Source organism: Bacillus cereus G9842 (assembly GCF_000021305.1).
GTDB lineage: Bacteria > Bacillota > Bacilli > Bacillales > Bacillaceae_G > Bacillus_A > Bacillus_A thuringiensis_S.
Genome location: NC_011772.1, coordinates 4,914,458 through 4,928,317, shown reverse-complemented (window position 1 = coordinate 4,928,317; position 13,860 = coordinate 4,914,458). Strand labels below are relative to the sequence as shown.

Genomic DNA, 13,860 nt, shown 5'->3' with positions numbered 1-13,860 from the left:
GAGTAAGACACTCTACAAAATTCCGCCACTCACACATAAAGTATGAGTTTGGGGTATGTAATTATAGTGAATGCTACATTGCTTTTGGGAATACAATGGAGCATTTTACACCTTGAGCTGTGTTTTGTATTCCGTAAGGAAATTGATGTTTATCTAATATTTGTTTCACGATATATAATCCAAGACCGCTACCTTGTACTAAACCGTGTTTATCAGGGTTTGCACGATAGAAAGGCTCAAATAAATGAGCAAGTTTATCTTCATCAATTTGTGAACCTGTATTTAATACTTCTAATGCGTAACCGTTTGGTTTTTCATAAAGCTTTATATATACGTGCTGGTGGTCAATTGTATAATGAATTGCATTTGAAATAATGTTAAAAATAGCAGTTTGAATAAATTTAGGATCAGCTAAAATTTGTACGTCGTGTTTAATATTAGATTGTACATTTAATTGTTTTACAGATACAAAGTAATCTACTTTCTTCATAACATCCTCAATAATATTAGATAAAGAAATGACTTCTAAATTCGGTTTAAATTGAGGGTTTTGTATTTTGGATAATTCCGACATTTTTTCCGTTAATATGTTAATATCTTGCATCATTTCATAGGAACGTTTTAAATATTTATCTCTATCTTTATAAGCTCCAATTCCGTGAATCATGCCATCTAGTTGTCCCATAACGGCTGCGATTGGTGTTTTTAATTCATGGGATACCATAGACATAAATTCTTTACGAGATTGCTCTAATTGTTGTTCCTTTTTGAGCTCATTTCTTAAATCTTGATTGCTTGCATGTAAATTCTTCACAATATTTGGTACTTGTGAAGCGGCTACTTGCAAATTAAAATCTGTTTGATCTGTATTTTTGTTAAGTAGTTTTTTATCTGAGAAATCAAGATTCATAATATCTTTTAAAGCATCGCTCATATATTGAAAAGGTTTGGCAATTAGTTTTGTATAAATTAAAGATCCGAGTAGTGATAATGCAAGCATTGTCGCGCCAATATGTGGAGCTAATTGCTGCAACGCATCTGCTAACTTTGGATTATCATTTATATCATTTATTTTACTTGCTGCATTTTGTGTATGTAAGGCATCATTATTAGCGGCTTTCTTTTCTGCTTCTGTAAGCGGATTAGAAGTGCTATTTTTCCCCGAAAGGTTTTGTGTATGTTCTTTTGCTTTTGCAGTTTGGCTAGGCTGCAAAAGGTGATTGATAGCTGTAGAAAGAGATTTATAATCTATAATAGAAGATTGGAAATTGGAAATACTTCCCTCTGACACAGCTTTATTTTGATTCGTTTTACTTTGATTGTTTTGCTTATCTAAATCCGCCTGTTCTGTAGTCGGCGTTCCATTTTCTTTCGCAAAATGTTCTTTATCGTAGTTTGAAGCTAGAAAGTAAATAATTTGATAAAGACAAAGTGATAAAAGAATACAAAATAATAAGGTTTTGATGAAAATATTTTTGGTGATGTTGTCTTTGCTACGATTCGATTTTGTAGCCAATGCCTTTCACCGTTTTAATATAAGTAATTCCTAATTTTTTTCTTAAGTTTTTAATATGTGTATCTATAACTCTTACATCACCATAATGTTCATAGCCCCATACCTTATTCAACAAATCACTTCTTGATAATACTTTTCCTCGATTTTGCAGTAAAGTATAAATAATTTCAAATTCTTTTGTTGTCAATTCAATTTGATTACCATGAACATAAGCTGCATATGCTGTAGAGTTTAACATCAATTCATGGAATTGTAGTATAGTTGCAGCTTCTGCTTCCTTCGTTGCTGCCCTTCTTAATACAGCCTCTACACGCTTAATAAATACAGTGTAATGGAACGGTTTCGTAATATAGTCATCAATACCTAACTCAAATCCTTTAATTTCACTTTCTTCATTATGTAAGCCTGTTAACATAATGATTGGTACATCAGATTGTCCTCGCATAATTTTACAAATACTATAGCCATCTATATCTGGTAACATTACATCGAGGAGGACAAGATCGTATGAATTTTTTTGGAAAAGAAGAATACCTTCTGTTCCAGCACCAACTACATCAACAGTAAAGTTTTGTGCCATTAGAAATTCACGAATTAGTTCTTGTATATCTGGGTTGTCTTCAATCACCAGTATATGCGTCATAGTAACACCTCCTAAATAACGCTTTTTACTGCAATATTCGAATTCATCATTTTTCGAGTGACTCAGATTGTTTATACATATAATAAGCCCCCGCTATAAAATAATCATGAAGGTAGCAAGGGGAATAGTTTAGTGTTACTGAATAGTTCAGAATTACAGTAGTTCTATTATAGTATGTATTATAAAATTTATAAAACATTATAACTGTATAATTTTAATATCTACGTTTATCAATGTTTAAATATCAGCTAATCAAATCTATTCCTATTATATATGTAAATACAGTTGTTTTGCTACTGTAAATGAATAAATAAAATAAGCCAAGACATAAAATTCTTGGCTACACATAAATCTTGTTTTTAGGCTATTTTACAGTGACAGTAGCTTGCTGCTGAACGCGCTCAAATAACCAGTGTATATCATTGTTATACATACGAATACAACCAAGTGTTGTTGCTTTGCCGATTGCTTGATTATTGTTAGTTCCGTGAATTGCATAAGTTGTTCCGTAAGTTCCTGCCATATTTAATCCGAGCCAACGGTCACCAAGTGGATTACGTGGATCGCCGCCTTTAATTTTGCCTGTATAATAAGGGCGGTTTTTAATTTTATTTACGATTTGAAAAGTTCCTTTAGGTGTAGGTGTTGCTGCTTTTCCAGTAGCGACAGTAAAACTTTTTATAAATTTTCCATCCTGATAATAATCCATTTTATTTAACTGAGTGTTTACGATTAATTGATCTTTCGTTGTAGCGGCCTCTGCGCTAGCGAATGGAAGAGTTAAAAATCCTAATGATAATAGTGCGCTTAATAATAATTTTTTCATTGTTATTCTCCTTTTACTATCGTAATAGTCTTACATACAATGAAGTTGTAATCCTCGTAAAGCTTTATTTACATTTTCATCTAATGTTTCAAAGAATGCAGTGATTTTGCTGTTGTGTTTGTTGTTTTTATCAATAAGTAATCTTTCATTTAATAAAAGCTCACCACGTAGTCCAAAACTTTGAACTTGAATATTTAGCTCATCTTCATTTTCAGAAATGATTGGTAAGAAATAATGAAAAGCTTTTGTTGGAATGATGTAGCTTTTGCCAATCATGCTTTCTTGATTTGAATTAATCCATTTTTTCGTGACAATTTTAATATTCTTTTTTGAAACGATAAAAGATAGTGTTGTAGATTTTGTTAAACTTACGTCAAATTCACTTGTTTCACACATGTGTAAATTAAAAACGGTTTCATTTTGATGAGATTCAACATTTGTATTAATAAAATCGTGCATTTTATATGCTTCCATTTCGTATTCACCCTTTTTTCAATTTCGAAAACGACTTATATTTATTCAAATTAATGCTTAGTCATATATTGGTTAAATTTTTCAACAAATTCCGATATAATCTTACAATACGTATATGAAGCTAATATGAAGTTAGGATGAGTTTGTGGTGGTTTTTTATTGAGAACAAAATTAGAGGGGTTTTTAAGTGTTAAAAAATGGATAAAACTTGCATGATATTAATGCGTCTTTTTGTTATTTCGACTTAAAAAATGATTTTTACTAATTAATAAAGAACGGAAATCATTAGTGTGACCCTTACAAAAATGTAATAAAAATGTAAGCTATTGTGATAGTTATTTCGACAATTTTTTTATACAATAATAGTAAGAAGTTGTACGTGATTGAAAGGAGAGATGACATGGAATGGATTCATGAATTATTTCAGCAATACGGGTACTATGTTGTACTTGTCGGCTTGCTGTTAGAATATATTGCACTTCCGTTTCCGGGAGAGCCCACATTAGCATATGCGGGATTTTTAGCGCAGAAGGGTGATTTAAGTTTACCGATTTTAATCATTCTATCCTTTATTGGGACAAGTGTAGGAATGACGATTCAATACTTTTTAGGAAATAAATTAGGTATGCCTTTCATTCAAAAGTATGGAAAATACGTATTTTTAACACAAAGAAAAATTGATTTAACGAGAATGTGGTTTGATAAGTATGGGTACTTCCTGATTTTTATTGGTTTCTTTATTCCTGGTGTACGTCATTTCACAGGATACTTTGCAGGAATTATTAATTTACCATTCCGTCGTTTTGCCATTACAATTTATTCAGGCGCTCTATTTTGGGTATCATTCTTCTTAATCGGTGGTTACTGGTTAGGTGGAAACTTACATGACATCTTTGGAGTGCTAGAAGATCATATCGGTAAAATCATTGTTGGAGTTATCGTTATCGTAGCAATTACGTTAGGTGTTCGTTTCCGCAAACAGTTAAAACGAGTATTACTACAAAACGCAAGCTAATATGAAATCCATTCTATGTCAGAATTTAGGAAGGCAGTGCAAAAGCACTGCCTTTTTTATTTTATTGTTAAGACTATGTTTAATGCACATTTTACATTCTTTATAGGAATTTGATACAGGATAAGAAATAAGTATCTTGTCAATTATTATAGTCGTAATGACAATTATAATTGACAAAAATAAGGATATTATTTACAATTTTAATTAAATAAATGAAAAAGAGGGAAGACATGAAGCTTCAAAATCGAGTGAGGGAATTGCGAGCAAAGCATCGTTTATCACAAGGGGATTTAGGGAAAGCGATTGGATCATCACGGCAAACGATTAGTTTAATTGAGCGCGGGGATTATGCACCATCTATTGTATTGTCGTTAAAAATCGCACAAATTTTCAATGTAGCGGTGGAGGAAATATTCACGTTAGTGGAGGGGGAAGAGGATGATGAAGAGTAAACGAAAAAAACAATTTGATTCTGTGGGGAAAATAGCATTAAGTATGATGGGTGGCTTTTTAACGTCTTATATAGCTTTAAATTTACTCTCGGATGAACCGAGAAAATTATCATCCAATACATTTATAGGCATATGTACTATTTTTGGAATCTTAATGATGTACTACACTTGGAAGAATACGCGTATGTTAGCGGAGGCACGCGATGAAGAAGAGAGCGTACAAGGCAGAAAATTAGGCATTATAAGTATATATTTACGTGTAGGTGATATAGTGACGCAGGCATGGTTTGTATATGCAGTTATTACATGTAGACGTGCACTGTTGCAGGATACTAATGTTTCATTTGCGGTGTGGAATTTAGTAGCTTCTATTGTTTGTTTAACTACTGTAGTGATTATCGGGCTCATAACAAAAAATCGTTATAATAAGCTATACCCTGAACAAGGTGTAACGTATATGGAATCTATGAAAATGTGGACGAAAAACGCAGATGAAGGATTAAAGCACATTGTGCATGAGGCTGGATATAAAGCGTATGAATTTACGAATACAATATTGGCATATGTATGGTGGGCTGCCGTTATATATACAGCTGCTAGTGATATCGATTTTGTATTAATTGGCTTAATCTCATTTATTTGGATATTGCATCTCGGGAAGTTCATGTACGAAATGCAGAGAAAAATGATTTATTAAGGGGAGAAAAAGGTGGATATTTTAAGAAGGCCAGCTGGCTCAATGACAGTGGCGCTAATTCTGTCCATTTTATACGGAGTAATCCGAACTGGGAAATTAGAAGTAATTTTGAACCTATGGGCAATAGTTGGAATTTCATTGTTAGTGTTAGCCATTCATGAGCTAGGACATGTAGTATTTGGTGTAATAGGTGGTTTAACATTTAAATTTATGACAGTAGGACCCATTACTATTCAAAAAGAAAAGGGAAAATTACGCATTCGAGAAAATAAATTATGGGCGTACTTTGGAGGTGTTGCAACATTAGTACCACCTTCTATAGAGACACCGAATCTTTCGAAAAAGTGGGCGTGGCTCACTTTAGGTGGACCGATTACGAGTTTACTATTTGGTATTACTTCCGGTTACATATACATGGTGAGTTATTATCAATATCTTTTATATTTTTCCTTTTTCCATTTTGCAATCTTTGCGGTTACAATTGTGCCGATAAAAGGAATGCTTATGAGTGATGGGATGCAATTTCTTATTTTAATTAAAGATGATGAAAGAGCTAGAAATCACTTATATGAGATTCAAATATCGAGTGAGTTATTTAGTTATAAAAGACCGAAAGATTGGGATGAAAGATTAGTAGAACTTAGTGAGGAGAAAATAAAAGAGAATAAAGGGATAAGGGAGATAATGAGTAGACTTATGCTCGTCTTTTTTGCTCGTGCAGATCAAGAGGGAATGGAAAGAGCGATACCGTATATAGAACGAATTGTTCAATTACCTGTAACGAAAGAAAATAAGTTTTTCGTTAGTAGTTTTCATAGTTGGTACCTTTTATATAAAGCCCTTTATCAGATGGATAGTCTTTCTTTGCAAGAAGCAAAGGAACATGCAAAGGCTATTACAAAAATGGACCTAAGTGGATATTACCGTACACAAGGGATTATTAAATATGTAGAGGGCAATATGGAAGCGTCCCGTACTTATATGAAGAAAGCCGATCAAGAATTAAAGAGCGCCGAGAAGAGTGAGATGGGATATTTACAATTAGAAAGAGAATGGTTTAAGCAGCTGAAAGAGAGGGTATCTTACGATGGGTGAGGTATCCTCTTTTTTATATGTCATCTTATGCCGTTCCATAAACAGCCTAGGGCGAGTAAAATGAGATAAGAAGAGCAAAGCTTGGAGGAAGTAAATATGGAAATTTTATCAATTATTTTGATAGTCTTGCTCATTTATGTTGTTTTTAAAGTAGCATATGTAGCATTAAAGATACTCGCGATCCTATTAATTATCTTTTTAATCGTAGAGTTCGGCAGTAAGTTGCTTGGGGGATAGGGTATGTTGTACGTTTTGGATGTCTAAGGTTGTCGTTAAATCGATATCTTGTGCCGAATCGTTGATATAATGAAAAAATCGTTGATATAAGTGGAGAAACGATCGATATATTTGAAAAATCGTTGATATATTTAAGTGAATACGAAGTGGGGTATGTGGAAAAGAAGTTGCCGTTGGGTAGCTTCTTTTTATTGTAGTGCCGGTGTATGCAAACCAACATAAAAAAGCTGGAAGAATTCCTTCCAGCTTAAGAGTTACTTTCAATTTGGCGACCGCTATCTTCTTCATTGTCTTGTAATAGGTTGAATACGTCTGCTAAGCAGAATGCAATGAACCAAGTCCATAGACCGTGGAAGAAAGCTGAGCTTAATTGAAGTGGTAATGTATAGTTTGTCATTGAGTAGGAAATACATCCACCAACGATTCCAATCATTGTTAATAACATTGTTTTCTGAGCATTTTCTTCTGGATTGAAGAGGAAGTAAATGTATCCGCCTAAAATTGAAGCGCTTACAAGTGTTTCGATTCCATTAAAAATGATATTCTCTCCAAGCTGTGTGTTTGTCCAGAAACAAATCGTACCGCCGATAATAGCAAACAGGACAGCTATTGTATATCGTATATATTGATTCATATGTTCATCTCCCTATGTAATAAGATGATTTGGAAGTCAAAAAGGTAGGTATAGTATATTGAAGTGAGTTTTAATTGTACGTATCTTTTTATAAAAAGATCATTGAAGAGTAACTAAGATGATCGGTTGTTTAAACCGTTACGTGTATGGTGTCTGAAATATACCCGACTGCTCGTTTCTTTTTGCTTGTAAAATAAGAGAAACTTCCAAGTCTATATACTCTTTTTTTGTGAGTCTGCTTTCATTATAACACATTTAGGGACATAATAATAGAATTATCTGATTTTGTAATAAGTGTAAAAAATAAAAAGCGTAAGGAAATACCATTAACAATGCAGTTTAGTGGAAGAAGGATTTTAATTTATTATGATGAAATATGTAATCAAGGTGAGATCTAAGAAGGAGGCTTAAATACAATAAAAAATGTTTTGTAGCATGAATGTAAGGGAGGGGAGCTAACTTGGAAATCACAACAGAAAGATTAATAATTAGACCTTTTAAGAGTACTGATTTACAGGATGTATTTGCTATTTATAATAATGATGATACATGTAAGTTCCTATTACATAATAAGTGGACTCATGAAGACATGCAGAAAAGATTTAATAAGAAGCTAGCAAACAATGCACTTACTGAAGAATCAATATTAAGTTTGGCAGTTATATACAAGACTAAAGTAGTTGGTGACTTATCCGTATGGTACACAAATATGAAGGATACTGTTGAGATTGGTTATAGTTTTTCAAATGAAGTAGTTGGAAGAGGTTTGGCAACAGAAGCAGTAAGTAGTTTGGTGTTTAAATTATTTAATGAATGTAATGTACATCGTATACAAGCTAATCTTGATGCACGTAATACAGCTTCAAAAAAATTGTGTGAACGAATAGGTATGAGAAAGGAAGCCCATTTCATACAAGATTTTTGGAATAAAAATGAATGGACAGATAGTTTTGTATATGGAATGTTATCCTCCGATTTGTAGTAATAAACTTCGTGATTTTATTATGCTAAAGGGTGCGTTAGTTGAATAACAAAGGGCATAACATAGTATATATGACTAATATGTTATGCCCTTTAATGTATTAACCTTTTTTATATACGTTTGAAACGGCCGACAATTTCAACTGTTTCAGTAATGTTCATAAATGCTTTGTTATCCACTTGACGGATAATACGTTTCATTTCGCCTAACTCATAGCGAGTCACGACAGTGTAAATCATTTTTTTCTTATGGTTTGTATAGCCGCCGACAGCGTCTACCATTGTCACCCCGCGTATGCCGTGATGTAGTAGTGCGCTTTTTATTTCCTCGCCTTTTTCTGTAATAGTCATTATCGTTAATTTAATATGTTTCGTATGCACAGCATCGATAACTTTGCTGACTACAAATCGACTAATTAACGTATAAAGTGTAATATCCCATCCGAAAATAAAACCTGCTGCGACAAGTAAGATTAAGTTGAATACAAATATGATTGCTCCAATTGAAACATCTCGATATTTTGCTACAATCAATCCAACAACATCAAAACCACCTGTTGAAGAAGCAAATCGGAATATAATTCCTGAAGCTGCTCCGCAGATAACACCACCGAATACAGAAGAAAGTAAAATATCGTCTGAAACTTGGTGTACCGGGATAATATTCATCGCTAAAGATGACACAGCTACAAAGTACGCTGTTAAAAAGGTTGTCTTCTTGCCTAAGTAAAAGTGACTTAAAATAAGAAGAGGAATGTTTAGTAAAAAGATAAGTGCACCGATATTGTAGTGCATTAAATAACCGATAATCATCCCTACACCAGCGAATCCACCGCTAATCATATTATGCGGGATAAAAAACATATTCATAGAAATTGCATACAAAATAGAAGCTATAAAAATAACAACCAACTGTATCATAAATTCTAAATGAAATGTTTTAGCTGCTGGGAAGGATAAAAAGGCGGTGTCGGGAACGTAATCGGCGTCTCCTAGTTGACCCATAGTATGTTTCATCTCCATATTCATTTTTGATTACAAGAAGAGAATAAAGGTTTTTTCAAAAACTGGCAATAGTTTTATTATAATGCAAAAATTTTATAAATTTCTAATAAATCAAGCCTATTCATTGATGTGCGTGAATATACTAAAGAAAGCGAATACAACGTTTCTTAATTATTGTTTTCTTGAGAAAATATGCAAAATAATTTTTTTGAAAATAAAAGGAAATAGAGAATGTTTGCCTAATGTGCTAAAATGACCTTATTAAGGATGTGAAGCGATGGAATTTTTATTGCAGGATGCAATTTTATATATATCGTTTGTAACGACGGCACTTTGTTTATTAGAAGTTTTCTTCCTTGCTAATGTTTCTCGCTTTGTGCGTCAACAAGCATCAAGCGGTAGACAAAGAGCTTTTGCGTTAGTTGATACATGTGAAGATAGTGCGGGAAATGTACCGCTATTTTCTATTTTTTATAAATATGGAATGATTCGTTCTGTACGTAGACAAGAATCAAGTGAAGAGAATGATGAGGTCGGTCCGTATACACCAATGTTTCGCTAAATAATTACGAAACATTGGAGGAATGAACATGTTAAAATCATACCGAGCTGTGCTCGTTAGTTTATCATTATTACTTGTTTTTGTTTTATCTGGCTGCAGTAATGCAGCCCCAATTGATGCACATAGTACTGGGATTTGGGATCATTATTTCGTATATCCAATCTCGTTTATGATTCAATTTGTTGCTCATCATATACCTGGAGCTAGCTTTGGGATTGCAATCATTATTATGACGCTCGTTATTCGTTCAGCGATGATTCCATTAGCTGTTTCACAATATCGTAGCCAAGCGAAAATGAAGAAAATGCAACCTGAATTGCAGAAGCTAAAGAAAAAGTACGGTGATGTAGGCAAAGATCTTGAAAAACAAAAGCAGTATCAAAAAGAAATGTCAGAGCTAATGAAATCAGGCGGTTGGAATCCACTTGCTGGTTGCTGGCCAATTTTTATACAAATGCCGATTTTCTCTGCTTTGTATTATGCGATTAGCAGAACGGAAGAGATTCGCACATCTTCTTTTTTATGGGTGAACTTAGGACATGCAGATCCATATCATATATTACCGATTATTGCAGCGTTAACGACATTTATTCAGATGAAAGTTTTCCAATCTAATATTACACCTGGAGAACAAGTACAGATGCTAAAGATACAGCAAATTATGATGCCGGCAATGATTCTATTTATGGGGTTTGCGGCGCCATCAGGACTTGTATTGTACTGGATAACAGGTAACTTATTTACAATGACACAAACAATCGTATTAAGAAAAATAATGGAACGTGAAGAGTTACAATTACAAAAAGCATAGAGAAACACCGCTCATTATGAGCGGTGTTTTTTATTCGAAACGTTAAGGGAATTTTAAGAAACCAACATTACTATTGGCATTGTATACGAAAGTGTACATGCTTTAGAAATATGAAGGAGGAAATTTCCTATGAAGAAGAAAACAGTTGGGTATTTAGCGATTGCAGGTGCTTTATCATTCGGAATCATTGGAGGAGTCGGTATTCCGGCATTCGCGGCAACGAATACTCCAGCAGCTGAACAGTCTACAAAAACGGCGAAAAAGGATTTGGATGACGCTACAAAACAAAAAGTAAAAACAATTATGGACGATACAAAGAAACAGTTAGAGAAACTAGGTGTAAAGCTTCCGGAGAAAGAGAAGCGTAAAGACATGTTTGCAGGATTAGATGATCAGGCGAAAGCAAAAGCGAAGTCGATTTTAGAGCAAAAGAAATCTGGAAAATTAACGCATGAGCAAGCAAAAGAGGAATTAACAAAGCTAGGCGTGAAAATGCCGGAGAAAGGTAAACATGGAGACATGTTTGCAGGATTAGATGATCAGGCGAAAGCAAAAGCGAAGTCGATTTTAGAGCAAAAGAAATCTGGAAAATTAACGCATGAGCAAGCAAAAGAGGAATTAACAAAGTTAGGCGTGAAAATGCCGGAGAAAGGTAAGCATGGAGACATGTTTGCTAACTTAGATGAACAGGCGAAAGAGAAAGCGAAGTCGATTTTAGAGCAAAAGAAATCTGGAAAATTAACGCATGAGCAAGCAAAAGAAGAATTAACAAAATTAGGTGTGAAACTTCCAGAAAAAGAGAAGCGTGAAGACATCTTTGCGGGATTAGATGAAGCAACAAAAACAAAAGCAAAAGCGATTTTAGACAATGAAAAGAAACAATTAGAGGAATTAAATGTGGATCTTCCGCATCACAAGTTTTTTATGAAAAAAGAAGATAAATAATTGATTTATGTATCTTTCGTGGGGCAACCGGAAGGTACATGCGAGGACCGATTTCTACTTATAGAAATCGGTCTCTTTTAATGATTCAATAAGATTCTTTTCATTGTTAGTATGTATCCGAAGACGCAGTAGAAGATTGCAAAACCGATAAACACTTCCGTATATTGATATTTACCCAATACGTAGAAGGAAACAGCTGGTATAATAGCTACCGCTAAAATGCTATAACCAGGATACTTGTTTCGATACATGATAGCGAATAGAACAGAGAGAAACGTAGCGATGATACAAAAGACAGCAATCATTATTGGTACACCTCCTAAATGAATTATACCATTTTTAGGGAATTAGAGAAGTTTTGTATCTTCTGTTATAATATAAGAAGAGAAATATTTCCTATGTTATATAAAAAAATATATTGATTTTTTCTAACAATTCAATATAATGAACAATAACTACAAAATTCGACATCAAGAAGTGATGATGAGGACACGATTAATTTTTTACGATTCCCAGAGAGGGAAGCCTTTGGCTGTGAGCTTCCTAATACGGAAAAATAGATTACCACCTCTGAACTGCAGCAGTGAACGAACATCTAGTAATTGCTTGCCGGCAAAAACCGTTATTTAGACTTGAGAAATTGGTGAAGTGTGTTACTTTGCGAATTGAAACAAGGGTGGAACCACGAATACAACACTCGTCCCTTTTTTAGGGAGGAGTGTTTTTTTATTTCATTTTTGCATCACACTAGAATTGGAAGGAGGATACGCAGCATGCATCATGATGAGAAGAACAAAATTGGTTTAACAGTAGCCGAAATTGGAGCGCAAATCCCGAAAAATGGTGGGTTGTATACGTATTTAGAGGAGATTTACGGAAGTTTTTGGGGATATTTATCAGGCTGGATGCAAACAATTGTTTATGGACCAGCTATTATCGGAACATTAGGTTTATACTTTAGTTCTTTAATGATTAATTTTTTCTATTTAGATAAAGTGTGGAATTTACCAATCGCAATCGGAACAGTTGTGTTCCTTGGCTTTGTAAATAGTATGGGAACAAAATACGGAGGTATCGTTCAAACAATCACGACAATTGGGAAAATGATTCCGATTGTATTAATTGTCGTGTTAGGTTTTTGGAAAGGAAACAGTGATATTTTTAACGTAGTAGTGCCGATATCAGAAAATCAAAGTATCGGTATGGCAATTTTAGCAACGTTATTTGCTTATGACGGCTGGATTTTACTTGCTTCGATTGGTGGAGAAATGAAGAATCCAACAAAGTTATTACCGAAAGCAATGACAGTGGGGATTTTAATCGTAACTGCTGCTTACGTATTAATTAACTTGGCGTTATTAAATGTATTACCAGCAGCAAAAATTGTAGACCTTGGAGAAAATGCAACAGCGACAGCTGCTGGTATGTTACTTGGAGAATATGGTGGGAAAATTATTAGTATCGGTATTATCGTTTCTATTTTCGGTTGTTTAAATGGAAAGATTTTAACGTTCCCACGTATTCCAATGTCTATGGCAGAACGTGGACAACTTCCATTTGCTAAGTTTATTGCAAAGGAAAGTCCAAGATTTAAAACACCAGCAAATGCGATTACTGTTGAAATCATTTTAGGGATTATTTTAATGATTATTAGTGATCCGAATAAGCTATCTGAGATTTCCGTATTTATTATTTATATTTTCTATGTAATGACGTTTATTGGTGTCTTCATTTTAAGGAAACGTAATAAGAATAAAGAGCGTGCATATAGTGTACCGTTATTCCCAATCGTACCAATCGTTGCGATTTTAGGTTCGTTCTTTGTAATCGGTAGTGCGATTATTAATGATCCGGTAAGTTGTTTCTTATCAATTGGAATTGTCTTTACGGGACTTCCGGTGTATTGGTACTTGAATAAGAAGAAAGAAACAGAATGATGGAAGGGTAGGCGTATAATACGCCTACCT

General features: G+C 33.9%; 16 protein-coding genes, 1 pseudogene and 1 other annotated feature. Of the genes and pseudogenes, 10 read left to right on the top strand and 7 right to left on the bottom strand.

The window, feature by feature from the left end; translation table 11 throughout:
• Positions 1-73: 73 nt before the first annotated feature.
• The 4 genes from BCG9842_RS25055 to BCG9842_RS25040 all read right to left on the bottom strand — a co-directional run bounded on the left by BCG9842_RS25055 (position 74) and on the right by BCG9842_RS25040 (position 3,459).
• Positions 74-1,516, bottom strand: coding sequence for a sensor histidine kinase (locus tag BCG9842_RS25055; protein WP_000201948.1), 1,443 nt, complete (start codon positions 1,514-1,516; stop codon positions 74-76).
• Positions 1,494-2,159 (bottom strand): response regulator transcription factor, encoded by a 666-nt coding sequence (locus BCG9842_RS25050; protein WP_000148834.1) that lies wholly within the window; start codon positions 2,157-2,159, stop codon positions 1,494-1,496. Before BCG9842_RS25050 ends, BCG9842_RS25055 begins: the two co-directional genes overlap by 23 nt.
• A 364-nt stretch (positions 2,160-2,523) precedes the next feature.
• Entirely contained in the window at positions 2,524-2,985 is a 462-nt protein-coding gene (locus BCG9842_RS25045; RefSeq protein WP_000735061.1) for a L,D-transpeptidase, read from the bottom strand.
• 30 nt (positions 2,986-3,015) lie between these two features.
• Positions 3,016-3,459, bottom strand: a complete 444-nt coding sequence (locus BCG9842_RS25040; RefSeq protein ID WP_000388763.1) for a DUF3978 domain-containing protein — start codon at positions 3,457-3,459, stop codon at positions 3,016-3,018.
• A 400-nt stretch (positions 3,460-3,859) separates the two neighbouring features.
• Between BCG9842_RS25040 and BCG9842_RS25035 the strand changes: the two genes are divergently transcribed.
• From BCG9842_RS25035 to BCG9842_RS30610, 5 genes are all read left to right on the top strand, one after another.
• Entirely contained in the window at positions 3,860-4,474 is a 615-nt protein-coding gene (locus BCG9842_RS25035; protein ID WP_000454764.1) for a DedA family protein, read from the top strand.
• A gap of 230 nt (positions 4,475-4,704) precedes the next feature.
• Entirely contained in the window at positions 4,705-4,926 is a 222-nt protein-coding gene (locus BCG9842_RS25030) for a helix-turn-helix transcriptional regulator (protein ID WP_000776162.1), read from the top strand.
• Positions 4,916-5,623, top strand: a complete 708-nt coding sequence (locus BCG9842_RS25025; protein WP_000837717.1) for a DUF3169 family protein — start codon at positions 4,916-4,918, stop codon at positions 5,621-5,623. Before BCG9842_RS25030 ends, BCG9842_RS25025 begins: the two co-directional genes overlap by 11 nt.
• A gap of 42 nt (positions 5,624-5,665) precedes the next feature.
• Positions 5,666-6,718: a hypothetical protein gene (locus tag BCG9842_RS25020; RefSeq protein ID WP_002083694.1), complete on the top strand. Its 1,053-nt coding sequence runs from the start codon at positions 5,666-5,668 to the stop codon at positions 6,716-6,718.
• Positions 6,719-6,814: 96 nt separating this feature from the next.
• Complete coding sequence (locus BCG9842_RS30610) at positions 6,815-6,955, top strand: DUF3985 family protein (protein WP_000404758.1); 141 nt, start codon at positions 6,815-6,817, stop codon at positions 6,953-6,955.
• Between the two features lie 247 nt (positions 6,956-7,202).
• On the opposite strand, the gene BCG9842_RS25015 is transcribed toward BCG9842_RS30610, so the two are convergent.
• Complete coding sequence (locus tag BCG9842_RS25015) at positions 7,203-7,589, bottom strand: DUF3938 domain-containing protein (protein WP_001077773.1); 387 nt, start codon at positions 7,587-7,589, stop codon at positions 7,203-7,205.
• 460 nt (positions 7,590-8,049) lie between these two features.
• On the opposite strand from BCG9842_RS25015, the gene BCG9842_RS25010 reads away from it, so the two are divergent.
• Positions 8,050-8,571 carry a GNAT family N-acetyltransferase gene (locus BCG9842_RS25010; protein ID WP_000406909.1) on the top strand — a complete coding sequence of 174 codons (522 nt, stop codon included), beginning with the start codon at positions 8,050-8,052 and terminating at the stop codon, positions 8,569-8,571.
• 110 nt (positions 8,572-8,681) lie between these two features.
• On the opposite strand, the gene BCG9842_RS25005 is transcribed toward BCG9842_RS25010, so the two are convergent.
• Positions 8,682-9,575, bottom strand: coding sequence for a YitT family protein (locus BCG9842_RS25005; protein WP_000530044.1), 894 nt, complete (start codon positions 9,573-9,575; stop codon positions 8,682-8,684).
• Positions 9,576-9,852: 277 nt separating this feature from the next.
• On the opposite strand from BCG9842_RS25005, the gene BCG9842_RS25000 reads away from it, so the two are divergent.
• From BCG9842_RS25000 to BCG9842_RS24990, 3 genes are all read left to right on the top strand, one after another.
• The gene (locus BCG9842_RS25000; protein ID WP_000394930.1) at positions 9,853-10,137 is read left to right on the top strand and encodes a hypothetical protein; all 285 of its coding nucleotides are present in this window, start codon (positions 9,853-9,855) and stop codon (positions 10,135-10,137) included.
• Positions 10,138-10,165: 28 nt separating this feature from the next.
• Positions 10,166-10,948 (top strand): membrane protein insertase YidC, encoded by a 783-nt coding sequence (gene yidC / locus BCG9842_RS24995; protein ID WP_000920528.1) that lies wholly within the window; start codon positions 10,166-10,168, stop codon positions 10,946-10,948.
• A 129-nt stretch (positions 10,949-11,077) separates the two neighbouring features.
• A complete protein-coding gene (locus tag BCG9842_RS24990) occupies positions 11,078-11,893 on the top strand; it encodes a hypothetical protein (RefSeq protein WP_000730843.1) in 816 nt (271 codons plus the stop codon).
• A 77-nt stretch (positions 11,894-11,970) separates the two neighbouring features.
• On the opposite strand, the gene BCG9842_RS24985 is transcribed toward BCG9842_RS24990, so the two are convergent.
• Entirely contained in the window at positions 11,971-12,198 is a 228-nt protein-coding gene (locus BCG9842_RS24985) for a hypothetical protein (RefSeq protein ID WP_000562245.1), read from the bottom strand.
• 166 nt (positions 12,199-12,364) lie between these two features.
• Positions 12,365-12,601 (top strand) — a binding site (T-box leader).
• Positions 12,602-12,693: 92 nt separating this feature from the next.
• On the opposite strand from BCG9842_RS24985, the pseudogene BCG9842_RS24980 reads away from it, so the two are divergent.
• Positions 12,694-13,830 (top strand): annotated as a pseudogene (locus tag BCG9842_RS24980) (APC family permease); the annotation flags it as partial.
• Between the last annotated feature and the right edge of the window lie 30 nt (positions 13,831-13,860).

Bases quoted from the DNA above. Each gene is read 5' to 3' on its own strand.
- BCG9842_RS25050 (WP_000148834.1), bottom strand. From the start codon at position 2,159: ATGACGCATATACTGGTGATTGAAGACAACCCAGATATACAAGAACTA.
- BCG9842_RS25045 (WP_000735061.1), bottom strand. From the start codon at position 2,985: ATGAAAAAATTATTATTAAGCGCACTATTATCATTAGGATTTTTAACT.
- BCG9842_RS25040 (WP_000388763.1), bottom strand. From the start codon at position 3,459: ATGGAAGCATATAAAATGCACGATTTTATTAATACAAATGTTGAATCT.
- BCG9842_RS25035 (WP_000454764.1), top strand. From the start codon at position 3,860: ATGGAATGGATTCATGAATTATTTCAGCAATACGGGTACTATGTTGTA.
- BCG9842_RS25030 (WP_000776162.1), top strand. From the start codon at position 4,705: ATGAAGCTTCAAAATCGAGTGAGGGAATTGCGAGCAAAGCATCGTTTA.
- BCG9842_RS25025 (WP_000837717.1), top strand. From the start codon at position 4,916: ATGAAGAGTAAACGAAAAAAACAATTTGATTCTGTGGGGAAAATAGCA.
- BCG9842_RS25020 (WP_002083694.1), top strand. From the start codon at position 5,666: ATGACAGTGGCGCTAATTCTGTCCATTTTATACGGAGTAATCCGAACT.
- BCG9842_RS30610 (WP_000404758.1), top strand. From the start codon at position 6,815: ATGGAAATTTTATCAATTATTTTGATAGTCTTGCTCATTTATGTTGTT.
- BCG9842_RS25015 (WP_001077773.1), bottom strand. From the start codon at position 7,589: ATGAATCAATATATACGATATACAATAGCTGTCCTGTTTGCTATTATC.
- BCG9842_RS25005 (WP_000530044.1), bottom strand. From the start codon at position 9,575: ATGGGTCAACTAGGAGACGCCGATTACGTTCCCGACACCGCCTTTTTA.
- BCG9842_RS25000 (WP_000394930.1), top strand. From the start codon at position 9,853: ATGGAATTTTTATTGCAGGATGCAATTTTATATATATCGTTTGTAACG.
- yidC (WP_000920528.1), top strand. From the start codon at position 10,166: ATGTTAAAATCATACCGAGCTGTGCTCGTTAGTTTATCATTATTACTT.
- BCG9842_RS24990 (WP_000730843.1), top strand. From the start codon at position 11,078: ATGAAGAAGAAAACAGTTGGGTATTTAGCGATTGCAGGTGCTTTATCA.
- BCG9842_RS24985 (WP_000562245.1), bottom strand. From the start codon at position 12,198: ATGATTGCTGTCTTTTGTATCATCGCTACGTTTCTCTCTGTTCTATTC.